We start from the raw sequence: 24,011 nt of genomic DNA, 5'->3' as shown, positions 1-24,011 counted from the left end.
TCAGGAATTTATCATCAAAAAATGGGGGAAGGTATAGCATGTAAGCAAAAATCTAACATTCGAGAGGGATGGTTTGATGGATCGTACGATTGGTTACTTACGTGAGATATTGTCTAACTATACGGACCAATATCCTGAAGCGCAGGAAATATATAATAAAATCAAAAGCGGACACTTTCATTCGGAAGAAGAACTCGTCAATAAGCTATCCGGTAAAGAGGCCAGTCTCCTTAACCATATTCTTCCTCAGGAAATCAAGCATGCAAAGGAAGCGAGTGATTCGGAACGGGTCACGCAATTATCAGAGGTATATGAACTGATCATTATATGATGAAACCTTGTCCATGATGATCATGGACAAGGTTTTGTTGGTTTTATTCCATTTCACTAAGTGAATCCATATGACTGGCTATCATGGCGATGATCGTGCTTGCTTCTTCCTTGCTGAAAATGAAATTCGTTTCATCCTTTATCAGATCATCATCCGCTGTCCGAATCCGATTGATCCGTTTCAGCACACCATCACCCGTCTCCTGAACGATACCGAACTGATAGGTGACCTCCACTTCATTATCCTGGATATAGGCAGTCACTTCAGGCGTTTCCCAATCTACATCGATTTCGTATATATCGGAATTTTCGCCGTCAGGATCATACAAATCATCATTTTCATCATCCATATCCATTTCATATGCATAATCGTAATCATCATCATCCTCATCTTCTTCCAAATAGTTATGGAAGCTCTCGTGGACAGCATCGATGATATCTTCAATATCCGAAAGAATGACTTTGCTGATCTGCCCTAAATCCGGATCGAACGATTCCATATAAAATTCTTCATTATACGGATCAAAAAACAGCGAGGAAAAATAATCCCGCTCATCGTCTTCCAGCTCTGTATAAAACTCGATGCGTGGATGCTTAGACCCGCGCTCCACGATCATACTGCCATTGCGATCGTATTTCTCACAAATTGATTTAAGATGATCCTGCAATTCCCCGCTTACTCTGTCAAACCATTCTAATGACATCAACATCCACTTCCTTTCGAGATTATTATTTCCCAGAAAAGCCGAACATGACATGCCATTTAAAGGCAACTGCAATTTAACTTCACATCAGGAATGTAAGTTATAAAAAAAGAATGTAAAGGGAAAATAAGATAAAAGCAAGGACGTTAGATTTCCCTATACCTTTCAATGATGAAGTCAATAAAATACCTGCTGGCGATTGGCAATACCCTTTTATCCTTATACGCCAAAGTAATGGTTCGGATAATAGAAGGAGAGATGCTTTTCGTTACAATATTATAAGGACATTTATGTAAGAGCAGTTTCGGTAAAATCGAAATGCCAAGCCCTTGTTCAATCATGGACATAATCGCATAAGGATCATATACCCGGAATTGTGTATCAGGTTCAAAATTGTACTGTTTAAAAATCATTAATGGTTCATGTATCACTCCTTCATCCAACAGAATATAAGGATCTTTTAGCAATCCCTCCAAGGAGACTACTGTGGATGATGCTAAAGGGTGATTTACTGGCATTACAGCCACCATTTCATCTTTTTGCAAGGGAATCGTAGTTAAATCCGAAACATTTGAATTCACAAAGCCAAAGTCTACGCTGCCTTCTTTAATCCAGTTTGAGATTTCCGTATAATTTCCTTGATGTAATTCGAAATGTACAGTTGGATAAAGTTCCTTAAAATCCTTGATCAATCCTGGTATCCAATGGCATGTAACACTGGAAAAGGTGCCAATTCGAATAAGGCCGCTTTGCAGTCCCTCCATCTCTTTATGCTTTTCAGTCAGTTCCCTATGTGAATTGCAAATCTTCCTGATATATGGCAAAAATTCCTCGCCATCTGGTGTCAGTGTAATACCCTTTCGAGAACGTAAGATAAGAGTGGTGGAAAGCTCTTCCTCTAATGAATGCACCATTTGGCTAATGGCGGACTGCGTATAGCCAAGTTCTTCAGCCGCTTTTGTAAAACTGCCTGTTTCTATGGTTTTGATAAAAGCATAATACGAATTCAACCCTACTAACCCCTTTGTATTAGTAATTCTAATAGATCTATTATAAAAATTGGTTTTACTAATGTAAATGGAAGAAATAAAATATAGTTGGGAAATATCAAGGAATCTAAAATTAAATCATGGAGTTGAAGCAGAAAATAATGAAGATTAACGTTAAATACAGAAATATTATTTATGCATGTATAATGGCTTTTTGTATGTCCTTTTTTATTTCATTCATATTAGTCTCAATAAATAGGGGGTATGATCATCAATTCTTATCTGCATGGTTAAAAACTTGGTCACAGGCTTTTACTTGTGCTTTCTTTGGAGCTTACTTCTTTCCGAGAGTCATACAACAAATAATGAGAAGAATTAATTTTGTAGAAGAACCGCTCATGATTGAGAAGGATTTATTAGTGAGAGAAGAAGACAATGGATGATGACAGTAGATAATTAAAAGGATCTCCTGATTTTAGAGCTGCCCAAATGATGGGGAGCTTTTTTGCTATTTCCCTGCAAAATTTCAGGATCATGCTACTTTCATTCTGTAAAAGTTTATATAGAGTGTGAAAGGGGGTGAGTGGCATGGCAAACCAGATTCCAGTTTCAAGTACGTTGCGGATCGATTTTGAGACGGGGTTAAATGAAAAAGGGGCTCTCGTTTTCAAGCGGAAAACCTTTTCGAACATCAAGGTCGAGGCGACGGCGGATCAGTTGTTTTCGACGGCTGTTGCAATCACAAGTGTGCAGAATTATCCAATGGGTGAAGTGACCCGGGTGGATATGTATTCATTGATTGGCTAAACGGTATTTGGAAAGAGGCCGAAAGCGGGGGAGGTGATTTGAAATGGCTAAAGTACTGGAATTGATTTTCGTTACGGAGGAAGGAAAGTCAGCGACGATTTCCGTTGATAATCCGAAGGAGCCGGTCGAAGTGAATACGGTTAAACTGGCAATGGAAAAAATCATTGCGGGGAACATGTTCGTTACATCTTCAGGGGATTTCGTCGATTTGAAAGCGGCACGCCTTGTCGAGCGGAATGTCGAGGAAGTGGAACTCATCTAAGAGCGGGTCTTGTTGGTCACCCTGGAAGAGAGGTGAAAAAATTGGATCAAATCCTGCCGTTTGTCAGTGATATTGGGTTCCCGATCATTGTTACCCTTTATTTGCTTCATAGGATTGAAACGAAATTGGATACTTTGAATGAAACCCTTATGGAGCTGCCAGAACGCCTGCGAGAAGGGATTCCGAAGCCAGGTTAAGGATAAGCGGGGAGCCTCATGGGTGATAGCATCCATGAGGCTTTTCCTTTTAAAATGGAAAAGTTTTAATAGATTCTAGTTTTATATCAAAACTATCGGGTATACATAAAACTGTAGCTAGTTCATCAAAAATCCCAATAATAAGGAGGAGTTTTAATGGCTAACAACAATGAAAAAATGAGCAGGGAAGAAGCTGGCCGCAAAGGCGGGGAAGCTACAGCAAAAAATCATGATAAGGAATTTTTCCAAGAGATTGGTCAAAAAGGCGGAGAGGCCACTTCCGAAAATCATGATAAGGAATTCTATCAGGAAATCGGCAAAAAAGGCGGAGAGGCTAGAGCCGATCAACGTGATTCCGATGATTGAAAAATGAGCAGGAAAAAGCAGGACTTAATGGCGGGGAAAAAAGCCGCCGCTAAAAAAACAATCTGAAGTTTTTAGCTGAATCTAGTTTTCTGGCTGTTCAAGCGGGTACATGACAAATGTAGCTAGTACATGGAAAATCCAATTAATAAGGAGGAATTTTTAATGGCTAACAACAATGAGAAAATGAGTCGTGAAGAAGCAGGACGTAAAGGTGGAGAAACAACAGCGAAAAATCATGATAAGGAATTCTATCAAGAGATTGGCCAAAAAGGCGGAGAGGCCACTTCCGAAAATCATGATAAGGAATTCTATCAAGAGATTGGCCAAAAAGGCGGAGAAGCAACCTCCGAAAATCATGATAAGGAATTCTATCAAGAGATTGGCCAAAAAGGCGGAGAAGCGACATCCGAAAATCATGATAAGGAATTCTATCAAGAGATTGGTAAAAAAGGCGGAGAAGCGACATCCGAAAGTCATGGCAAGGAATTCTATCAGGAAATCGGCGAAAAAGGCGGAGAGGCACGGGCCAATCAACGTGATGATTCCGATGATGGAAAAATGAGCCGTGAAGAAGCAGGACGCAAAGGCGGGGAAAAAAGCCGCCGTTAAAATATAATCCAGTGAAACATATAAATGACCGAGGGATTAAACATTCCCTCGGTTTTTTTATGCCAGCACAGCACATTGCAAAGTGTTCTCAGGGATTAAAGTGGGTAAAGAATAACACCTATAAAAGAAGAGGTGATGAAGAAGTTGATTGTCCATTATTCATTTCCCCGTTTAAAAGTAGGCGGAGTTACATTCACTGCACGGCATTCATTGCTTGCTCTTGGACTTGCGGGAATCGCTTATCTGGTTTCCAATAAGAGGAAGCATCAAGCGGTATTCAAAACGGCTTCATTGATGTGCAAAATTGAACGGAAAGTGGATTCCATCAAGCTTATTTGGCCTGATGAAGGTGGTTACTATAGGGTATTCAGGGGGCGAGAGCTGATTTACAGCGGCTCGGAGCCAAAGATGGCAGATCGGGGCCTGGCTCCAGGAACCATCTATACGTACACGATAGATAGCTTGAATGAAAAAGAACAGGCAGTGAACAGGATGAAAATACAGACATCAACGACCGCCGAAAATAAAAAAGAGGATAATATCCTTTTGGATTTGGTATTCACGACAATTGTCGCAAAAGGCCAAGCCAGCCTGGAATGGGAGCCCATCAAGGGAATAAAAGAATATACGATTTATAGAAACGGCGTGGATATTGGGAAAGTGAATGGATGTTCCTTCAATGATCGGAGTATTAGTGAAGATCAGGAATACACATATACCATTAAAGCGAAGCGGCCCCTACCGCGTTCAGAGCAGGGATCCTATGCCGTGAAATCCCTTGTAGCAAGTATTGTCGGAGCCGTAAAAAAAGGTTCATCACAAGCAAAGGCGGCGATCGAGGAAATAACGAATACCAAAAAGATAGGACCTGTAAAACAGCTTTTGCAGTCGGTTGAAAACGATATGGATGGTCAAAGGAAAAGAAATTGGCAGCTGCGCTATTCCACTTTTTTACCGGAAGAGTGGCTGAAAAACCCCAATCTGGCCTCAAAGGTTCCCTATTTTAAAGGAGACAACCGCGGGTTTGATCCTGAATCATTCCGTTTCCGGACCAGGGTCGATGTGTACATTCTCGAAAAGGAAAGGGAAGCCGAGATTGAATTCTCTAAAGCGGTCGGGAAAAGTGAGGCTTACAACCATGATGGGGATTTCCTTGAGGAGGGAGTGGCCTCGGATGAAGGTGTTATAGTGAAGCGCATATTATCAAATCATGAGAAAACGACAATCCAGCTGACACACTCTGTAGGCAATCCGATCATCATTTCACCTGCCGTGGATTATAAAGTGGTCGGGACCTTTTACCGAAATGGTGAAATCAATATCGCCGGCTATCATGATCAGGCCCCGAATCACGAAGTCTACCTAAAGGAGACAGACGACCAAAACTGGGAACCGCTGCACCTAGCGGAAAACAAAGGGCTCGAAATGATGGCGCACCCTACGGCCAATCATTTATGGAGATACTCCACATTCACACAATGAAAAGGACGAAAAGCCAAGAGCGCTTATCGTCCTTTTTTTTTGTTGAGGTCCAATTTCAATCCAACCACTACATTTTCTTATAAAAACCGCTTTCGAACACTTGGCGACGGCAGCATACAGCTTTCTTCTTTCTTTCCGAACCATTTGTAACGGTTCCTGGCAATGAAATCATAAACGGAGTTCCGGATGAAGCTTGGGACGATGATGAAACCGTAAAGCAATTTCCATGCCCCTTGTAAGCGGCGGCAAATCCTCAAGGCTGCAGAGGATTTATAGTAGGCCTTATCCTTTTCGATCAGCACCATGCTATCTATATCTGCAGGAACATCATACTTCTTCAGCAACTCTTGTCCTGCCTCACTTTGAAGCGAAGCGTAATGAAAAAGCCCCTGCGGATCCCGCTTTATAATGAACTGGACACTCGAATCGCAAAAGTTGCATTCACCATCAAACAAAATGACCGGATTCATGAACATTCCTCCTATAGAGAGACGTTATCATACTCATGCTTATATAATACACTACCCGTTTTGAAAAGGCGAAAACGTCTGGAACTGCCTGGAGTTTCGATGATGGAAGGGATTGTCGTTCCGGCAAGTCACTAACAGGTACGTAAGCGCCGTAAGCCAATTGGCGGGTGGACCCATGATATAGGCAGTTTTTTGACTGTTATCAAACTGTTATTTTCCATTAACTAAACTGTAAACAAGCTGTGATATGGTAGATACTCCAATGAAGTTCCAAGCCGGCAATCCTATATTAGAGGAACGCCGGCTTTTTCATTCAAACCATAAATGAGGATTAGAAAATATAACTGGCAGTTTCTTTATAGGGGGTAAGATTTCATGAAACGTGATCCGTATTTTGACAATGCGAAAGCTGTCTTAATCGTACTAGTTGTTTTGGGGCACACATTAGCTAGAATGGTGGAAGAAAACCAATGGATTTTAACTATTTATCTGTTCATTTTTTCATTCCATATGCCAGCTTTTATTTTAGTATCCGGTTATTTTTCCAGAAAGATAAAAAGTAAAAAGGACCTCTGGGGGCTCATTAAGAAAATCTTAATTCCCTATGTAATATTCCAGGTGATATATACCTTCTATTATCAGAAGGTATTTGATGAACCAATAGACTTCACAATATTGACTCCAAGATGGGCTTTATGGTTCTTAATAAGCTTATTCTGCTGGAATATACTATTGTTTATATTTTCCTCGAGGAAATATGGAATCGTCCTTTCAATCATTGTCTCTCTAATTATCGGTTACTTTGGTGAAGTGAATGAATGGTTAAGTTTATCGAGAACCTTCTTTTTCTTTCCTTTCTTTTTAATTGGACATTTTTTAGAAAAAAATCATTTTGAATGGGTTAAAAAGAAAAGTAATGCCCTTATCGGCTGGGCTGTACTAGGGTTAATCTTTATCGGTATTTATTTCTATGGGGAAATGACTTGGAGGGAATGGTTTTATGGCCGCTTAGGTTATCAGGAATTAATGGAAGGCTCCATTGCCCTCGGCTTTATATATAAGTTACTCGTATATTTAATTATGGGAGCAGCAACTTACTGTTTTTTATGTATAGTTCCTAAAAAACAAATGTTTTTTACTGAAATAGGATCCATTACATTAGGTATTTATCTTTTTCATATGTTTTTCCTGGAATATGTTTACAATTCATTTATTTATGATTGGATCAAAGAAAGTGGCCAATACTATGTTTTATTAGTCATACCTGTAACCATAATATTTATATTATCAAGAAAACCGATAGTAAAAGTGGAATGTGCGTTAATAGGAATGAAAATGAAAACATAACAGAATTTTAACACCTATAAAGCAACTTAAAGCAACTAGCCCATTAGTTTGAAGGGCTCAGGCTGTAGACAAACTCGATGAAAAACAAGTTTGCTCAATTTTTATTTAGTAAAAACATGGAACGTCGATTGGAACGTAGGGCACTCGCTTTCCGCGGGCGGTCCGCCCTCGTCGCTTTTGCGCCTGCGGGGTCTCCCCTCGACGCGCTTTTCCCGCAGGATTCTCGCACCTTCCGTTCCAATCAACTCTGTGTTGAAATTTAGATAAAACCCCTTTTGTCTACAGTTTTTATGAGGGTTTATAAAACTTATAACGTAGGGCACTCGCTTTCCGCGGGCGGGAACGGTCTCATCTCGAACCATGATTTTAATACAAGACTAGTTTATCCTTCATTTTTTTTCCTGTACTCCTTAATGGATGGAAGAAATTTGCGACACTCCTGCCGAATAACTGGCTAGCCGAGACCCCACAGACGCTTGCGTCGAGGAGGCTTGGCAGACAGTCGGCGGAAAGGGAGCGGATTTCTGAAATCAACTGGAATTTTTAAAAGAAAAAACTGCAGTCAAACTCGCTTTTCTTAGAATTTATCTACAGCCAGATCCCTTCCGTTTGAAGGGTTTTTTTCTTGAAAATTAATTGCCAGATATTTAGTGATTTACAGAAAATTTCATTTAATGAGGATTAAATGGAGGATCCACTAAAAGGGTTACAAACCTTTTAAAGTTATTTCAGGAAATAAAATGAAGGTGATTACCCGAAATGTTTCCAAAATTATTAAGGGGTAATTACTTTTGTATTTCACTTTCAATAAAACAACTTTAAACATTCAGATTTATTTTATTATGACTATATAAGATTTAACTATCATCAAAGGAGCGGCATATGAAAAAGTTTTTCATCATCTTCATTTTGGCTTTAATCCCTTTCGCCTCTACGAAGGTAAGTGCAGAATCTGACTTACCTCTCAATAGTGAAGCCGGGATCATTATTGACGCGAAAAGTGGAAAAGTATTATATGGAAAAAACATGGATAAACGTATGTATCCAGCCAGTCTAACGAAAGTTGCCACGGCGATATATGCTATAGAACACGGGGATAAGAACGAACTAGTGACTGTTAGCAAGAAAGCAGCGAAGGCAGACGGGTCTTCGGTATTTATTGAACCTGGGGAGGAAATAGAGCTTTCCGAATTAATTGCAGGCATGCTGATCAACTCCGGAAATGATGCAGCCATCGCAATTGCCGAGCATATGTCTGGCAGTGAAGAATTGTTCATGGAAGATTTGAATGAGTTTTTAAGAAAAGAAGTAAACATCACCGATACTCATTTTACGAACCCCCATGGATTGTTTGACAAAGACCATTTAACTACAGCCAGTGACCTTGCGAAAATTACCCAATATGCAATGAAAAATGAAACGTTCCGTGAGTATTTTGGGAAGAAGGAGTTACCATGGGAAGTGGAAACCTGGGATACAACTCTAATTACCCATCATAAAATGTTAAAAGGTGAACTGCCCTATAAGGGAATAACCGGCGGGAAAACCGGTTTCGTCAGTCAATCCGGCTACACCCTGATTTCTACTGCCACTAGAGGAGAACAGGAATTGATTGCTGTCACTCTAAAAGCTCCTTCAGACAAAATTGCCTACTCTGATACCAAGCTTTTATTCAACTATGGCTTTGAAAACTTTAAATCAGGCAAAATTGATAAAAAAAGCAAACTTTATTCAGCGGACTATTCTAATTCCTACACGCTGAACGAAGACTTATACTATACTCATTTAATCAGTGATCAACCTAATCTTAAAACGAGTAATGATGGAATTCTCTCAATCATGAACCAAGAAGGGGAAGCAATAAAATCCTTTGACCTTAACACGGTCGCTGTTGTTAGGAACACAGTATTACCTGCCCCGATTAAACAAGAAACAATCAATGATAATCTAATAAAATTTTCTGTCCCATCTCTAGGATTGGGAGGGTTTTAGAACCCGTTACTATACATACCCCAGATTATAAAAAATAAAAGTGTGCCCTTATCATCCACGACTGATAGGGGTACTCTTTTATTATTAGGTCTTGATCATCCAGGACAGGAAACAAGATCATGAATTCGGTATAATTCCCTGCCTACAATAGCCAACTGAATTGGAAATGGAGTATATGACCATAATAGTATTAAAAAAACTATTAGGGATGATTTCATGATTTATATCTATAATGATTATGGGGGTACACATACCACGTCTTTGGCTGCCGCCTATCATTTAAAACAATTACCTCAATCGGAAAGAAAACTAACTTCGGAAGAAATATTAAATGTAAAATATTTTAATAAATTAACGAAAAAAGAATTTGGAAAGCTGATTTTTCGCGGGATCGATGAAGATGGCAACTCCGTTTATACAATGGGACATAAAAGAGAGAAACTCGTTGTTCCGGCATTAAAAGAATTGACTTTACTACTGGAAGAGAAATTTCACTTTAACGAAAAAATAGTATTCTCCAATACATCCCCTACTGTCCCAATTGCCATGTCTATAGGGGGATATTTATCAAGAGCATTAAAAATTGATTTCATAGGTGTGCCATTATTAATTATAGGCACCAAACAATGCTGTGATAATATTTTTCGCTTGGTTGAAAACACGAAACAAATAGGAAAAGCAGCGAATGGGGAAAAAGTGATTATAATAGAAAATGAAAAATATAAGTAATCCTATTAAAAACTTACTTAGCCCATCAAAATTCGTTTTTGAAAGTACAGGTTGTGGAATTCAAGTCAACAATTGATGTTGGCTTTTTTTGTTACGCTTCTGGATGGGTACATGCTATACAAGAGGTGGTGCTTGCACTTAATCGAACAATAAACCACCACCCGGAAGTGGAGGTTTATTAATGAATCGAGGAAATTACTGTTCTTGCAGGCTGGTTACAGAAACACTTTGTTTTTTATTTGGATCATCAAGGGGATGGATTGTAGCTGTTCCATTTTGTTTATCCACGTGCTCAATGTAGATACTTTCCTCATTATAGGTTACAGTAACCATATTTGGTGAAGAAGCAATTTCTTCTGCTCGTTGTGCGTTCATTTTAACCACCTCCTTTAAATTTGCAACATGTTTAATATTTGTTCCGATTTACTTAGATATACTAGTTGTAATTAAAATTCTTCCAAGAATCCCTTACTTAACGAACTTGTGGGTGAATTATTTGTATGGCAGTTTTTAAATATTTCGATAACGCAGGATAGTTCAAGATAAAATCAGTTGATATAATTACAGAAAATTAAGAAAGTATAGGGGGGATAAAATGAATAGTAATGGATTTTCGATTTCTACTAATAAAAAGTATTTAGATGTAGATGTAATACATGATTTTTTGAATCAAGAAGCTTACTGGTCAAAGGGAATAACAAAGGAAACAGTAATAAAGTCAATTGAAAATACGACCTTATGTTTTGGGGTTTATAAGGGGGAAATAGGAAATGAAGGTTGTGATCAAGTTGGGTTTGCAAGGGTAATAACCGATTTAACAACCCATGCGTATCTTTGCGATGTGTTTATATTACCTGACTATCGTAAATTAGGATTATCAAAATGGTTAATGGACGTTATCACCAACCATTCCGAACTAAAAGAGGTTCGCAGGTTTATGTTAGCAACGAATGATGCACATTCACTATATGAAAAATACGGTTTTAATCCGATTGATAAACCAGAGCTATTTATGCAAAAAGTCGGTAAAACCCCATTTCAACAATAAGTACTTTTGACACAAAGGGATTAGACCCTGCATAATCGTGCACAGAAAGTCGGATGTTTCATTTCAACTCCTGCTATTCTGTTGATATAAGGGAGGTCATTGAATGGATTCGCTCAAAAATATGAATGGTGCCATTAAATTCATTGAAGAAAATCTTACGAACGAAATTGACTTTAAAGAAGTTGCAAGGCTCGCTCATTGCTCGGAATATCATTTTAAAAGGATGTTTTCCTTCCTTGCCGGTATTTCACTATCCGAGTATATCCGCCGAAGACGACTTACACTTGCAGCGTTTGAGCTTAAAAATAGCAACATGAAGGTCATTGATATTGCGATAAAGTACGGGTACAGTTCACCAGACTCGTTTGCAAGGGCATTTCAGCATTTGCATGGCATCACGCCATCAGAAGCGAGAAGTAATGGCCATTCACTTAAAGCCTTTCCACCGATGTCCTTCCAATTATCCATTAAAGGAGGCAGTGAAATGAACTACCGAGTTGAAGAAAAAGAGGCATTTCGCATAATTGGAATTAAAAAAAGGGTTCCAATCATTTTTAACGGGGTCAATCCAGAGATTGCATCTATGTGGAAAAGTTTAGACGAGAAAACGATAAATGAACTTAAAAACCTATCGAATGTCGAGCCATTAGGGCTGCTTAGTGCATCCGCGAACTTTTCCGAAGGCCGGTTGGAGGAAAAAGGGGAGCTTGATCATTATATCGGCGCAGCAACAACAAGGGAATGTCCAGATAACTTAACGCAGCTGAAAGTTGATGCATCTACATGGGCGGTATTTGAAGCAGTCGGCCCCTTTCCTGAAACACTGCAAAATGTTTGGGGACGCATTTATTCCGAATGGTTTCCATCCTCTAACTATGAACAAAGAGAAGGGCCGGAAATCCTTTGGAATGAAAATAAAGACATAACCTCACCAACATTTAGAAGTGAAATATGGATCCCCGTTATGAAAAAGTAAGTTTAGCAGGCGAAGAATTTATCGGAAAAGCTGTCTTATGGCAGCTTTTTCTTATGGAGCAGACAGGGAAGGATAAGGGAATGATAGCTAGGTATAATTTGCTTTAACGAGCTATAATGATGGATAGAAAGTGCTTATATAAGGAGATTGAAAAATGCCTGTTATAGAGTATCAACAATTTATTAAAGCCCCAGTTGAATTATGTTTTGACCTAGCGAGGAGTGTGGATATCCATACCAAAACGACAGCGAACACAAAGGAAATGGCTGTTGATGGTGTGACAGAAGGGCTATTAGAGGAGGGAGATACTGTTACTTGGGAAGCCATTCACTTTGGTATTAAACAAAGGCTGAAAGCCAAAGTGACACTAATGGAAAAACCAAATAAGTTTGTAGATATTATGGTGAAGGGTGCCTTCCATTCCTTCGTACACACACATCAGTTTATAGAAGAACCAGGCGGAACTATAATGATGGATACATTTCAATATAAGTCACCGTTCGGTCCAATTGGAGTATTAGCTGATAAGTTGTTTTTAGAAAAGTATATGAGAGCATTTATCGTTTCTCGTGCAAAGGCACTGAAAAAGATTGCCGAGAATATGCAATAACCTTGTTTAATGCCTTACTCTAAATATCATGGGTTGCTACGGCAGCCTTTTTATGTCCCCTAGTACCAAGAAGAACTAATTCACTGATTAAGAAGGAAGGAGATGATGGATAATGAAATTATTCCCTAAAAAATTCCCTAACGATGAAGATGGGCAAGTGTTAAAAATGCTATATAAACAAGGTGTTGATTTTAATGAGCCACAAGATGTAGAATTTTTTATTGCGGTTCCAGACAAACAGAGTGGTGAAGCTGTATTAAAATCATTCAAAGATGACGGGCTTATTTGTGAATTAGAACAAGATGATGAAACAGAAGAGTGGACTTGTTATTGTTTAATGAAAATGCTTTTAAATTACGAAGAAATTATTGATATACAAAAACGACTTGATGGACTAAGTATACCTTATGGTGGGCAAACAGATGGATGGGGAGTAATGATTGATTAATAGCTGTACTTTGTTAAAAAAATATCAGTTCAAATAGAACTAATGGGTGCTTAGCTGAAGTTCGGAGCTGTCTTTATAACCGGCACCCTAAAGATTAGCAAATGGCTCGGCTCAGCGGTACAACCGTGTTAGGCCCGCGGATACAACCGACCTTTAATTATAATTACGGATCAAACCGTTTGCAGCGATCAGATCTTTTCTTTTGTTTTTATAAGAATAACACAAGTAGAACAAATGTTCCAGTTTAAATGTGTAAAATTATTACTTTTTTTTGAATGTCACTCTTGTAGTTATTTCTCATAAAGACTAAGGTGCCAGGGGAGCAAGAAAGCCTATGTATTATCGGGCTGTGCACTTATGCTATAATTATCCAATAAAGGAGCAATCTTATGACGGCGTTAATTATATCAATATATATAACTATTACACTTGTATCGCTCTTTACCTTCGCTGGACCTTATTCTCCATTGTGGTACTTGCAGTCGGTATCCCTATACATATCCTAATAGTACTTACACAAATATATAAAGAAATAATAGTGATATCTAAAAACCTATAGTAATAGTTTTTGTCGACTCCATGTCCTGACCAGTAGATATAAGTTATAGTTAATCCGAAAAAAGGAAAGGAGTGGGTTCTTTGGGTTTCAATATCGGTGATTTAGTATATCAACTTATTATGTTTATTTTGTTGTTTGGTATGATTTTTGCGGTTTACTTTTTTGTTCGTTCTCTTCTTGCAAGGTCAAACAAAACCAATAGCATAGAACAAAAACTTGATAGAGTAATTGAGCTGCTTGAAAAGGATAAAAGAGAGTAATTTCTTTTTATCCTTTTCATTTTTTTGTTTCCTGGTTAGGTCCATAAGAAGTCGAATATAACTTAGTGATTTCATCTAGTGCAAAAAAGATTATGGAGCATATAACCGCAAAGATAAAGAAACCTCCCGGGTCAATAAAGTATGTAGCCAATCCGAAACCAATATGTATGAATCCAGATAACCAGAAACGTATATTGGAAAACTTCATTGAGATGAATTCAGAAATTAGTGATACTGGTAAACCATAAAAGAAATTTCCAATCAAACTATAAAAAAGCACAACCATAATGATCAGGAGATCTCCATCCAATTTAAAGGATGGTTCTTCAAAAAACGAGACTAGAAATAAACCAATTGTAAAGATCACTGATGAGTAGAAGGCCACTTTAATTTTTCTGAATTTGTCTTTAAACAGAAATTTCCTAATGACAGGAAATACGAACGCAATCGTTATAAAAGCGAGTAACGTTTTAATTATTATTGGAGTAGTTGAAACAAGTATGATTGTAAACAGAACAGCCATGGAAAAAACAAGAATATAAGAATTTCCTTTTATCATAAATACCCCGGACCTTTTTACCTTCATTGTACAATAAGCTTGAATTAGTGGGAATTGGATGTCGCAAACAATCATTAATTTCAATGAGTGAATAAGGTGTCAGGCGGAGCTGTATGAAATCTCCAAACAGTAAAATAGGCGCTGATAAACTGTTAATTTTAGGTCGTGCGGGTGGTTGAAAAAAGTTTCTGGTGATTTTTGTGTCATTATCCTATTTAGAACATAAGTTGAATTAACCCATTTAATTTTTTCCTCCTAAAACAAATAAGGAGATGTTTCTATTGTCAAATTGTGGTCATGATTCAAATTGCGGTAACGATGTTGGTGGATTTGGTGGCGGTTTCGCTTTTATAGTCGTATTGTTTATCCTCTTAATCATCGTTGGAGCTGCTTGTTTCGGCGGCGATAGAGGTAACGATTGCTGTTATCCCGTTCAAGGATATGGCGGTTTCTGCTAACAAATGTATAAAGAAAAGCCGACCTTTATTGGTCGGCTTCCTTTATGCTGATTTATTGGCTTATTCCTTTATCGTGAAGTAAGCTTTATGACTGAATCGATAATCATATCCCAGTCTTCACTATGAATTTCATGCCCTGATCCATCAAGTGTCACTAATTCAGCTTGAGGGATGGCTTTCGCAAGAGCAAGTCCGTGCTCGTATGGCAAGGCTGGATCTTCTGTGCCGTGAATGATGAGGACAGGTACGGAAATCTCACCCATTCGATCGAAATATTCGTCTCCTCCAGCAAGCATGGCATGATTGAATCTGCTCGGTATCTGCTTGGCACGGTCTGCCTCTCTTTTTGCCAGTTTATACATTCTTTCCTGCTCATAAGGTTTGGTACCGGCTAAAGTTTTCCATCCATCCGCAAGATAAGCGATGACCGTCTCCCGATTTGACCAATCAATGGAAGCACTTTTTGCATGATGATCCAATATGCTCTGATCCATTGGAGGCAGTTTTTCCATTACAGTCCCGAACACGCTTGATGCAATTAGCGTAAGCGTATTTACGCGTTCCGGATATCTTAAAGCAAGAATCTGTCCGATCATACCGCCTAGGGACATCCCAACGATAGAAGCACGTTCTATGGAATAAGCGTCCAGGACACCCGCGGCATCGTCAGCCAAATCCGTTATTGTATAGTTGGAGGTACCGGGTTCATAAACGGTAGACCGTCCCAGATCCCGATGGTCGTAGCGAATCACAAATCTCCCCGAATCGGCAAGGCGGAGACAGAAATCATCATCCCACCAATCTAATGAAGACATCGCTCCCATGATCAAAAGCACGGCAGGGTCCTTAGGGTTTCCAAAACTTTCAGTACATATATCGACTTTATTAATTTTCAGTATCTGTTCACTCATGTTTTTTACCTCCGTATTAAATATTATCCAATAGCCGTTACGATGGCGCAGATCAATATATACTTACCGGAGCATGATGATTGGCCTGCGCTTTTCATTATCGCAGTCTAACCCACTTAATAATCATGACGCGGCCTCCTTTTAATAGTGTGAAATGGGAGGTATCCCTATATTACTTTAACATGGGGGATATCTTTTCGTCACCAAATTTTCCCACATTTCCATACAGAAAACCCCGAATACAGGGCACTTTTTGGTGCCATTTATTCGGGGTTTTTAACATGCATTTTATTGAGCGGTATATCCGCCATCTAATACGACTGCCTGGCCTGTGATGCCCCGAGCTTTGTCGCTTGCAAGGAAAATGGCGTAGTCGGCAATTTCACTTACATCGAGTAAGCGGTTTTGTGGGACAAGTGGATAGATGACCTCTTCCAAAACACTTTCTAACGGTACCTGTCTTGTTTTTGCCAGGTCCTCCAATTGACCGCGGACGAGAGGCGTGTCTACGTATCCTGGGCAAAGGGCATTGACGGTTATGCCAAAAGAGGCGCTTTCCAGGGCGGCGACTTTCGTCAAGCCGATTACACCGTGTTTGGCACTATTGTATGCTGCTTTGTTGGCGAATCCAATCAGGCCGTTAATGGAAGAGATGTTGATGATTCTGCCGAAGCCTTGTTCTTTCATGATTGGCAAAACGTTCTTAATTGAAATGAATGGAGCGGTCAGCATGATTTTGATCATCAGTTCAAATTTTTCAGTTGGAAACTCTTCAATTGGTGCAACATGCTGAAGGCCGGCGTTATTGATGAAAATATCGATTCGTCCATATTTGTCTTTAGCTTGTTTGATTAGTTGGATAATATCCTCTTCACTTGTTACGTCAGCTTTTAAACCGATAACCTCCAAGCCGTTGTTCCTTAGGTCTTGAGCAGCTTTTTCAACAGTGTCTTGATCAAGGTCGGACAAAACGACCTTTGCTCCATTTTCAGCAAATATCTTTCCGATCTCAAAGCCGATTCCTCTAGCAGATCCGGTAATTATCGCCACTTTATCTTTAACCATATTACATTCCTCCAATAAAAAATGTAATGGTCCAAGTCTGTCATTTTATGTCGTGAACAGGGAAGTATTCCGTAGAGTAAATATAAAAAGGGAAGGTTATAAAAATATGGTTTAGGTTAATGAGTAAGAGTCTATCATGATTTTCAAGATAAAAAAAGAATTTTATTTCCCCTTATCGTTGGCATAGATATTGCATATATAAAAAGGTGAGTAAATAAAGGTAATTGAAACGGAAAGGGGAAGCTGGATGATTAAAAAAATAGCCATTATCGGTTCAGGTGTAATGGGTAGTGGGATCGCTCAGTCTTTTGCAGTTAGCGGGTATTTCGTCACCATTAACGATATAAAGGAAGAGCTGCTATACTATGCCCAAAATCGAATTTCTGAGAATCTATCACTGCTCATGGAAGAAGGGGCTTTGACTGATCGGGAAAAGCAAGGTGCATTAGCGAATATTACATACAGCGTGGACTTGAAAGGGGCAGTAAGGGATGCTGATTTTATCATTGAGGCGATTCCGGAAGTCATCGAGCTGAAATTAAATCTATATCAGCAACTGGAGGAAATAATCAAACCGGATGCAATTGTTGCTTCAAATACATCGACCTTTCCGATTTCCCAATTGATGGAAAAGGCTTCGTTTGCGGAGCGAATGGTCATCACGCATTTCTTTAATCCTGGCCATTTGGTTCCATTGGTTGAAATTGTTCAGCATGACGAAACGAAGCCGGAAATCGTCAAGACAACCATGGATTTAATGCGTAAAATCGGCAAGTCTCCGATTCTCTTGAAAAAAGAAATAGCAGGATTCATTGCCAATCGTCTCCAGACTGCCTTGATGCGTGAAGCCTTTTATCTATTAAAAGAGGGCGTTGCCGATGCCGAGGATATCGATACGGCGATAACGGCTGGACCAGGTTTCCGCTGGGCATTTACCGGGCCGATCGAGATTGCCGATTTTGGCGGACTTGATACATGGCAGCGTGTTTTCGATAATGTTTCACCGGTTTTGGACCAGAGTAAGGAAGCGCCTGAGTTGATTCGTGATTTGGTGGCTGAGGGAAAGCTTGGGACGAAGTCGGGAGAAGGCATTTTTACGTATGAAGAATCTACCGTTTCTCAGAAAATCAATGAGAGGGACCGTAATTTTATTAAACTGGGAAAATTAAAAATGGAGAAGGAGGAAGTATTATGAGAGAAGTAGTGATTGTAGGGGCAGCAAGAACACCGGTTGGTGCGTTTGGAGGCAGTCTTGCCAATGTTTCGGCGGTTGACTTGGGAGTTGTGGCAGCTAAGGAAGCGATTAAGCGGGCAAATATTTCGGCTGACATGATCGATGAGGTATTGGTTGGGAATATTCTATCTGCTGGATTAGGGCAAAATGTGGCACGTCAGGTTGCGATTCATGCAGGGATTCCGGAAACGACGCCGGCCATGGCCATTAATAAACTTTGCGGATCTGGCCTCCGTACGGTCATAATGGGAGCGCAATTCATTGCCCTTGGAGATGCAGATGTGATTCTTGCCGGGGGGATTGAAAGCATGAGCAATGCTCCGTATTTACTTCCAAATTATCGTTTTGGGCAGAAAATGGGTAATGCCGAAGCGGTGGATTCAATGACTTATGACGCCTTAACGGATGTATTTAATCAATATCATATGGGCGTGACTGCAGAGAATATTGCCGAGCAGTGGGAAATCAGCCGTGAAAAGCAGGATGAATTTGCTTTAGATAGTCAAATGAAGGCTGAAAAGGCGCAGCTTGAAGGACGATTTGCAGAGGAAATCGCACCTGTTGAATATAAACGGAGAGGAAAGACGATCTTGGTGGACCAAGATGAACACCCGCGTCATGGGCTGACGATAGATCAGCTAACGAAGCTGCGTCCTGCATTTAAGGAAAATGGAACGGTTACGGCAGGTAATGCCTCCGGAATCAATGATGGGGGTGCGATGTTAGTCCTGATGTCTAAAGAAAAAGCGGACGAGCTGGGACTGGAAGCATTAGCGACAATCAAGTCATATGCAAACGCCGCGCTTGATCCGAAAATCATGGGATATGGTCCAGTTCCTGCGACAAGGAAAGCTTTGGCAAAAGCGGGATTGACAATAGATGATATTGAATTGATGGAAGTGAATGAAGCCTTTGCGGCACAGTCACTCGCCGTGCTTAATGACCTTGAATTGAAGCCGGAGAAAGTGAATGTGAATGGCGGGGCGATTGCCCTTGGTCATCCGGTAGGCGCTTCCGGTGCCCGCATCTTAGTGACGTTATTGTATGAAATGAAGCGCCGGGATGCAAAAACCGGCCTTGCCACCTTATGTATCGGCGGCGGACAGGGAACTGCGCTGATTGTGGAACGGTAATGACTTGGCCTCATTTTCCTATGATATAATGGAGGAAACTTCAGACGGTTTAAGGAGAGTAGGAATGGCCAGCGATAATGAAACTATTCAATTGGAATTAGTGAAAGCGATATTGGAAGAATTGCCTTTTGGTGTTTTGGTAACGAAAAACGAAAAAGAAATCGTTCTATGCAATCGCGTATTATCCGAGGCTTTTGCTGAGAATCAATTTGATCAGCAAATACATTTGATTTTAGAAAAAAACCTTGTACCAGCTGTAAATACTCCGATCCGTTTGAATGAGAATAATGGGATTGTCAGAAAAGCCATCATTCAAATGGGTGAAGGGGAGTATCAGATTTACCTCCTATTATTTACAAATAATAAAAGTGATTTTCTTAATATCGATAATCATGAAGAACTTCTGTTTAAGGATATTATCGAGTTTGCCTATGACGGCTTGGTGATGGTCGATACGGAAGGGTATGTCCAAATGCTGAGCCACGCTTATGCGGATTTTCTTGGGGTCGATCAGGAAAGCTCCATAGGGAAACATGTAACGGAGGTCATTGAAAACACCCGTATGCATGTGGTCGCCAAAACTGGCAAGCAAGAGGTCGCCGAATTACAAAAAATTAAAGATAATTATATAATTGCGACCCGTTCCCCGATAAGGAAACAAGGCAAGATAATAGGGGCGGTCGGGAAGATTCTTTTTAAGAATGTCGGGCAATTCACCGCTCTTTCCAAGCGGATAAATTCACTTGAAGTAGAGCTGAAAAAGTACAAAGGCGATTTTCGCGAGAGAAATAAGGCCTCATATACGTTTGATCATTTGATGGGCAGAAGTCCCGCTTTCATGGAAGTGAAAGGTCAGGCCAAAATTGCCGCTAAAAGCGACTCGAATGTTTTGATTTTGGGTGAAAGCGGAACAGGTAAGGAGCTGTTTGCCCATTCCATTCATAATGACAGCAGACGGGCGATGGGTGTGTTTGTCAAAGTGAACTGTGCCGCTATCCCGGCGGAGCTGCTGGAGTCAGAGCTATTTGGCTATGAAGAGGGATCCTTCACTGGTGCAAAAAAAGGCGGAAAAGCAGGTAAGTTCGAAGCGGCTGAAGGCGGTACGATTTTTTTGGATGAAATCGGTGAGCTGCCACTGCATATGCAGGTGAAGCTGCTCCGTGTTTTACAAGAGAAAGAGATTGAGAGGGTCGGTTCGACGGGAAGTATTCCGATTGATGTACGGGTAATCGCTGCAACGAACCGTAATCTGGAGGAAATGGTCTCGAAAGGGGAGTTCCGGCTTGATATGTATTACCGGTTGAAGGTCCTGCAAATCCATGTTCCTTCCTTAAGGGAGCGACCGGAGGACATTGAAATACTGGTAAATCATCTTGTTGAAAAGTACCAGAATCTCATGAAGAAACGCGTAAAAGGGATGAGCGATCAAGCATTGCGTCTGCTTCGTCTTTATAAATGGCCGGGGAATATTCGTGAGTTGGAGAATATCATTGAACGCGCAATGAATATAGTTGAAGAAGGGGAAATGATACGTTCCAAGCATCTCCCTATAGAAATAACGGGTCATAAAGAAGCTGTCTCGATCCGCACCTTGGCTGAAGTAATGGATGAAACCGAACGGGATGCAATCGTTTCCTGTTTGGAAATGACTTCAGGCAATAAATCAGAAACGGCAAAGAGACTCGGAGTGAGCCGAACAACACTGTATGAAAAAATGAATAAATATGGTTTATGATTGAAGAAAGGACCCTTTTGCCAAAGGGTTCAGACTGCAGGCAAATTCGAAGAAAATCGAGTTTGCCTGCAGTTTTTTCATTTTAAAAACGTGCAAGGTGCTTTCAGAATTCCGCTCCCTTTCCGCCGAATGTAAGCGAATGCCTGAATCCCCCTCCCCATGCTTTTACTAGCAAATATTCGAGTGTGTTAGGAAATCCGTACATAAAACGAGAGCGAATGTAAATGTTGTAAGAAAAGGCTTACACTTTTTTGGGGTTTATCCTTGAGTGTGCAGAAACCTTGACAGTTTTAAGGGATTTTAGGGAAGGAAATGTTTGAAAAAGCTTTAAAAGATGAGATTTTTCCTTGTATTTAAGTTGGCACAATAATTGCATAATTACTTAGTGAATGGCCCATCTGTCATTTTATATTGAGTTTCCACGTAAAATGAAAAGGGATTATTGAAAGCGTTATCAATATTTAGGGAAATCATTCAGCTTGACTTGGGGAAGGCAGGCTTGGATGGTAAAGCGCAAAAATTAAAAATATGGAATTTAGGAGATTACTAGTTCTATTTAACGGCTTCCGAATTATTTTGGGGCAAGGGAGAAAAGGGGGAATTGAATTGGTGATTCAAATTTTAGCCATTGTGGTGGCGCTGGGACTTTTAATCTTTTTAGCCTACCGGGGCTATCCGGTCATTATCATAGCGCCGATTGTTACTTTATTGGCGGTCATTTTATCCGGCGGACATTTGCTGCCAAGTTATACAGAGACATATATGACGTTTGCGGCTAACTATATAAAAGCGTTTTTCCCGATATTTTTATTAGGGGCCGTATTTGGAAAGGTCATGGAGATGAGCGGTGCAGCTGCATCCATTGCCAAGACCATCGTAAAATCACTAGGCTCGAAGCAGGCCATTCTTGCTGTAGTGCTGGCGTGCTCGGCGCTGACATACGGCGGGGTTTCATTGTTTGTAGTGGCATTCGCCGTTTATCCATTTGCAGCGGCAATTTTCAAAGAAGCAGACATTCCAAAAAGACTATTGCCGGGAACGATAGCATTGGGCGCCTTCACATATACGATGGATGCCCTTCCTGGAACACCTCAAATTCAAAATATCATTCCAACGAATTATTTCGGAACAGATACTTATGCAGCTCCAATCATGGGGATTATTGGCGCAATCATGGTATTCACTGGAGGAATGATCTGGTTAGAGCGTCGCCGTAAACAAGCGGTGGCAAATGGTGAAGGCTACGGGGAAGGACATATCAATGAACCAGAAAGTGCAGAACAGCAAAACCTGCCTAACTTTTGGCTGTCCATCGTACCGCTCATCCTTGTCGTAGCGTTTAATTTTGCTTTCAGCCGCAGTGCCATTTCGGTTAAGCACTAGTATGATGCTTCGATGCTGAAGGAAACTTTCAACATTGCCGATGTAAGCACAGTCACTTCATCCTGGTCTTTGATTGTTGCATTGGCCATCGGTATCATTGCAGCGATGCTTCTGAATGTTGGACGCATCAAGGTCAAATTGGCAAGTGGATTAACAGCTGCGGCAATGGGATCATTGCTTGCCATATTCAATACTGCATCTGAAGTTGGTTTTGGGAATGTGGTGAAAACACTTCCTGGATTCTCGGTCATTCAAAACTGGGTGTTCAATGCAAGCGGTAATCCGCTCGTATCCGAAGCTATTGCCGTCAATGTGTTGGCAGGGATTACCGGATCCGCATCAGGTGGACTATCGATTGCGCTAGAAGTGATGGGAAGTCACTATTTGCAGGTGGCCCAAAGTGTCGGAATCACCCCGGAAATGCTTCATCGAATAGCATCCATGGCATCTGGCGGAATGGATACGCTGCCGCATAATGGTGCCGTCATTACCTTGCTTGCCATTACTGGACTGACACATCGCCAATCTTACAAGGATATTTTTGCGATTACGATTTTAAAAACAGTGACCGTGTTCATCATAGCTTTTGCAACATCACTGTTTATTTAATAGAATAGTATTAAGAATGGAGATGATGGAAAATGAGTAAATTATTAACATCTTTTGATAGCGCTATTCAACAAATCGAGGATGGAGCAACCATTATCGTAGGCGGGTTCGGATTAAGCGGAATACCAGAAAAACTAATCATTGCTTTGCGTAACAAAGGTGTAAAGGATTTGACGATTGTCAGCAACAATTGCGGTGTCGATGACTGGGGTCTCGGTCTATTGCTTGAAAACAAACAAATCAAAAAAATGATCGCTTCTTATGTTGGGGAAAATAAGTTATTTGAACAGCAATTTTTAAGCGGCGAGCTGGAGGTCGAACTAGTTCCCCAAGGAACGCTGGCCGAGCGTTTAAGAGCGGGTGGAGCGGGAATTCCTGCCTTTTATACAGCTACAGGAGTAGGGACGGAAGTCGCAAAAGGTAAAGAACATAAAGAGTTTGATGGCCGCACATACATTATGGAAAAAGGAATAGTCGGAGATTTTGCCTTTGTAAAAGCCTGGAAAGCAGATCATTTCGGTAATCTTGTATACCGGAAAACGGCAAGGAATTTTAACCCTGTCGTTGCCACCGCAGGGAAAGTCACGCTTGTCGAAGTGGAGGAGCTTGTGGGCACAGGGGAGCTCGATCCAGATGAAATTCATACTTCAGGGGTTTATGTACAAAAAGTGCTTGTAGGAAATGACTATGAAAAACGAATTGAAAGACTTACAACTGCTAACGCATAAAAAGGAGGAGT

Annotated in this window: 27 protein-coding genes and 2 pseudogenes; 22 read left to right on the top strand and 7 right to left on the bottom strand. The window is 40.4% G+C overall.

Annotated elements, in window-relative coordinates:
* Nucleotides 1-76: 76 nt before the first annotated feature.
* A complete protein-coding gene (locus tag MHB45_RS18465) occupies nucleotides 77-331 on the top strand; it encodes a sigma-G-dependent sporulation-specific acid-soluble spore protein CsgA (protein ID WP_034309781.1) in 255 nt (84 codons plus the stop codon).
* 43 nt (nucleotides 332-374) lie between these two features.
* Here the strand turns inward: MHB45_RS18465 and MHB45_RS18460 are convergent, their stop codons facing one another.
* The gene (locus tag MHB45_RS18460; RefSeq protein ID WP_048687486.1) at nucleotides 375-1,034 is read right to left on the bottom strand and encodes a hypothetical protein; all 660 of its coding nucleotides are present in this window, start codon (nucleotides 1,032-1,034) and stop codon (nucleotides 375-377) included.
* Between the two features lie 146 nt (nucleotides 1,035-1,180).
* Entirely contained in the window at nucleotides 1,181-2,044 is an 864-nt protein-coding gene (locus tag MHB45_RS18455; protein WP_072273483.1) for a LysR family transcriptional regulator, read from the bottom strand.
* Nucleotides 2,045-2,163: 119 nt separating this feature from the next.
* On the opposite strand from MHB45_RS18455, the gene MHB45_RS18450 reads away from it, so the two are divergent.
* The 7 genes and pseudogenes from MHB45_RS18450 to MHB45_RS18420 all read left to right on the top strand — a co-directional run bounded on the left by MHB45_RS18450 (nucleotide 2,164) and on the right by MHB45_RS18420 (nucleotide 5,746).
* Nucleotides 2,164-2,466: a DUF2798 domain-containing protein gene (locus MHB45_RS18450; protein WP_309247778.1), complete on the top strand. Its 303-nt coding sequence runs from the start codon at nucleotides 2,164-2,166 to the stop codon at nucleotides 2,464-2,466.
* A 145-nt stretch (nucleotides 2,467-2,611) separates the two neighbouring features.
* The gene (locus tag MHB45_RS18445; protein WP_048687484.1) at nucleotides 2,612-2,830 is read left to right on the top strand and encodes a DUF1659 domain-containing protein; all 219 of its coding nucleotides are present in this window, start codon (nucleotides 2,612-2,614) and stop codon (nucleotides 2,828-2,830) included.
* Between the two features lie 43 nt (nucleotides 2,831-2,873).
* A complete protein-coding gene (locus MHB45_RS18440; RefSeq protein ID WP_048687483.1) occupies nucleotides 2,874-3,092 on the top strand; it encodes a DUF2922 domain-containing protein in 219 nt (72 codons plus the stop codon).
* Between the two features lie 41 nt (nucleotides 3,093-3,133).
* On the top strand, nucleotides 3,134-3,289 hold the full coding sequence (locus tag MHB45_RS18435; protein ID WP_072273482.1) for a YvrJ family protein: 156 nt from the start codon (nucleotides 3,134-3,136) through the stop codon (nucleotides 3,287-3,289).
* Nucleotides 3,290-3,445: 156 nt separating this feature from the next.
* Nucleotides 3,446-3,649: pseudogene (locus MHB45_RS18430) on the top strand (KGG domain-containing protein); the annotation flags it as partial.
* Between the two features lie 168 nt (nucleotides 3,650-3,817).
* On the top strand, nucleotides 3,818-4,264 hold the full coding sequence (gsiB, locus tag MHB45_RS18425; protein ID WP_048883183.1) for a glucose starvation-inducible protein GsiB: 447 nt from the start codon (nucleotides 3,818-3,820) through the stop codon (nucleotides 4,262-4,264).
* A gap of 135 nt (nucleotides 4,265-4,399) precedes the next feature.
* Nucleotides 4,400-5,746 carry a DUF3238 domain-containing protein gene (locus MHB45_RS18420; RefSeq protein ID WP_081088701.1) on the top strand — a complete coding sequence of 449 codons (1,347 nt, stop codon included), beginning with the start codon at nucleotides 4,400-4,402 and terminating at the stop codon, nucleotides 5,744-5,746.
* 77 nt (nucleotides 5,747-5,823) lie between these two features.
* Here the strand turns inward: MHB45_RS18420 and MHB45_RS18415 are convergent, their stop codons facing one another.
* Nucleotides 5,824-6,216 carry a thiol-disulfide oxidoreductase DCC family protein gene (locus MHB45_RS18415; RefSeq protein ID WP_048687479.1) on the bottom strand — a complete coding sequence of 131 codons (393 nt, stop codon included), beginning with the start codon at nucleotides 6,214-6,216 and terminating at the stop codon, nucleotides 5,824-5,826.
* A 375-nt stretch (nucleotides 6,217-6,591) separates the two neighbouring features.
* On the opposite strand from MHB45_RS18415, the gene MHB45_RS18410 reads away from it, so the two are divergent.
* The 3 genes from MHB45_RS18410 (at nucleotide 6,592) to MHB45_RS18400 (ending at nucleotide 10,284) form a co-directional block, all read left to right on the top strand.
* Nucleotides 6,592-7,563, top strand: a complete 972-nt coding sequence (locus tag MHB45_RS18410; protein ID WP_072273480.1) for an acyltransferase family protein — start codon at nucleotides 6,592-6,594, stop codon at nucleotides 7,561-7,563.
* A gap of 882 nt (nucleotides 7,564-8,445) precedes the next feature.
* On the top strand, nucleotides 8,446-9,555 hold the full coding sequence (locus tag MHB45_RS18405) for a D-alanyl-D-alanine carboxypeptidase family protein (RefSeq protein WP_072273479.1): 1,110 nt from the start codon (nucleotides 8,446-8,448) through the stop codon (nucleotides 9,553-9,555).
* A gap of 216 nt (nucleotides 9,556-9,771) precedes the next feature.
* Complete coding sequence (locus tag MHB45_RS18400; RefSeq protein ID WP_072273478.1) at nucleotides 9,772-10,284, top strand: DUF3189 family protein; 513 nt, start codon at nucleotides 9,772-9,774, stop codon at nucleotides 10,282-10,284.
* Nucleotides 10,285-10,479: 195 nt separating this feature from the next.
* Here MHB45_RS18400 and MHB45_RS18395 read toward each other — a convergent pair whose 3' ends face one another.
* The gene (locus MHB45_RS18395; protein ID WP_048686532.1) at nucleotides 10,480-10,659 is read right to left on the bottom strand and encodes a small acid-soluble spore protein H; all 180 of its coding nucleotides are present in this window, start codon (nucleotides 10,657-10,659) and stop codon (nucleotides 10,480-10,482) included.
* Between the two features lie 220 nt (nucleotides 10,660-10,879).
* Here MHB45_RS18395 and MHB45_RS18390 point away from each other — a divergent pair, with 220 nt between their 5' ends.
* The 5 genes from MHB45_RS18390 to MHB45_RS18370 all read left to right on the top strand — a co-directional run bounded on the left by MHB45_RS18390 (nucleotide 10,880) and on the right by MHB45_RS18370 (nucleotide 14,185).
* Entirely contained in the window at nucleotides 10,880-11,332 is a 453-nt protein-coding gene (locus MHB45_RS18390) for a GNAT family N-acetyltransferase (protein ID WP_048686535.1), read from the top strand.
* 103 nt (nucleotides 11,333-11,435) lie between these two features.
* Nucleotides 11,436-12,308: an AraC family transcriptional regulator gene (locus MHB45_RS18385; protein WP_048686537.1), complete on the top strand. Its 873-nt coding sequence runs from the start codon at nucleotides 11,436-11,438 to the stop codon at nucleotides 12,306-12,308.
* Between the two features lie 154 nt (nucleotides 12,309-12,462).
* Nucleotides 12,463-12,918, top strand: a complete 456-nt coding sequence (locus tag MHB45_RS18380) for an SRPBCC family protein (protein WP_048685347.1) — start codon at nucleotides 12,463-12,465, stop codon at nucleotides 12,916-12,918.
* A gap of 112 nt (nucleotides 12,919-13,030) precedes the next feature.
* Nucleotides 13,031-13,366, top strand: coding sequence for a ribonuclease E inhibitor RraB (locus MHB45_RS18375; protein WP_048685351.1), 336 nt, complete (start codon nucleotides 13,031-13,033; stop codon nucleotides 13,364-13,366).
* A gap of 630 nt (nucleotides 13,367-13,996) precedes the next feature.
* The gene (locus MHB45_RS18370) at nucleotides 13,997-14,185 is read left to right on the top strand and encodes a DUF4083 domain-containing protein (protein WP_055348348.1); all 189 of its coding nucleotides are present in this window, start codon (nucleotides 13,997-13,999) and stop codon (nucleotides 14,183-14,185) included.
* A gap of 16 nt (nucleotides 14,186-14,201) precedes the next feature.
* Here MHB45_RS18370 and MHB45_RS18365 read toward each other — a convergent pair whose 3' ends face one another.
* Nucleotides 14,202-14,744: a hypothetical protein gene (locus tag MHB45_RS18365; RefSeq protein WP_055348347.1), complete on the bottom strand. Its 543-nt coding sequence runs from the start codon at nucleotides 14,742-14,744 to the stop codon at nucleotides 14,202-14,204.
* A gap of 281 nt (nucleotides 14,745-15,025) precedes the next feature.
* On the opposite strand from MHB45_RS18365, the gene MHB45_RS18360 reads away from it, so the two are divergent.
* Nucleotides 15,026-15,202 (top strand): YjcZ family sporulation protein, encoded by a 177-nt coding sequence (locus MHB45_RS18360; RefSeq protein WP_226990479.1) that lies wholly within the window; start codon nucleotides 15,026-15,028, stop codon nucleotides 15,200-15,202.
* Between the two features lie 68 nt (nucleotides 15,203-15,270).
* On the opposite strand, the gene MHB45_RS18355 is transcribed toward MHB45_RS18360, so the two are convergent.
* Both MHB45_RS18355 and MHB45_RS18350 read right to left on the bottom strand, forming a co-directional pair.
* Entirely contained in the window at nucleotides 15,271-16,113 is an 843-nt protein-coding gene (locus tag MHB45_RS18355) for an alpha/beta fold hydrolase (RefSeq protein ID WP_048685365.1), read from the bottom strand.
* Between the two features lie 288 nt (nucleotides 16,114-16,401).
* Nucleotides 16,402-17,178 (bottom strand): 3-hydroxybutyrate dehydrogenase, encoded by a 777-nt coding sequence (locus MHB45_RS18350; RefSeq protein ID WP_048685367.1) that lies wholly within the window; start codon nucleotides 17,176-17,178, stop codon nucleotides 16,402-16,404.
* 247 nt (nucleotides 17,179-17,425) lie between these two features.
* On the opposite strand from MHB45_RS18350, the gene MHB45_RS18345 reads away from it, so the two are divergent.
* The 5 genes and pseudogenes from MHB45_RS18345 to MHB45_RS18325 all read left to right on the top strand — a co-directional run bounded on the left by MHB45_RS18345 (nucleotide 17,426) and on the right by MHB45_RS18325 (nucleotide 24,000).
* Entirely contained in the window at nucleotides 17,426-18,373 is a 948-nt protein-coding gene (locus tag MHB45_RS18345) for a 3-hydroxyacyl-CoA dehydrogenase family protein (protein ID WP_072273477.1), read from the top strand.
* Nucleotides 18,370-19,545 carry an acetyl-CoA C-acetyltransferase gene (locus MHB45_RS18340; protein WP_048685373.1) on the top strand — a complete coding sequence of 392 codons (1,176 nt, stop codon included), beginning with the start codon at nucleotides 18,370-18,372 and terminating at the stop codon, nucleotides 19,543-19,545. The genes MHB45_RS18345 and MHB45_RS18340 overlap by 4 nt, the downstream gene beginning before the upstream one ends.
* A 64-nt stretch (nucleotides 19,546-19,609) precedes the next feature.
* The gene (locus MHB45_RS18335; protein WP_072273476.1) at nucleotides 19,610-21,280 is read left to right on the top strand and encodes a sigma-54 interaction domain-containing protein; all 1,671 of its coding nucleotides are present in this window, start codon (nucleotides 19,610-19,612) and stop codon (nucleotides 21,278-21,280) included.
* Nucleotides 21,281-21,886: 606 nt separating this feature from the next.
* Nucleotides 21,887-23,272 (top strand): annotated as a pseudogene (locus MHB45_RS18330) (GntP family permease).
* 32 nt (nucleotides 23,273-23,304) lie between these two features.
* On the top strand, nucleotides 23,305-24,000 hold the full coding sequence (locus MHB45_RS18325) for a CoA transferase subunit A (RefSeq protein WP_034309718.1): 696 nt from the start codon (nucleotides 23,305-23,307) through the stop codon (nucleotides 23,998-24,000).
* Nucleotides 24,001-24,011 lie beyond the last annotated feature (11 nt).

Source organism: Peribacillus sp. FSL K6-5616, assembly GCF_038008245.1.
GTDB lineage: Bacteria > Bacillota > Bacilli > Bacillales > DSM-1321 > Peribacillus > Peribacillus frigoritolerans.
The sequence above is the reverse complement of the archived record's forward strand: the minus strand, read 5'-3'. Positions and strand labels throughout refer to the sequence as shown.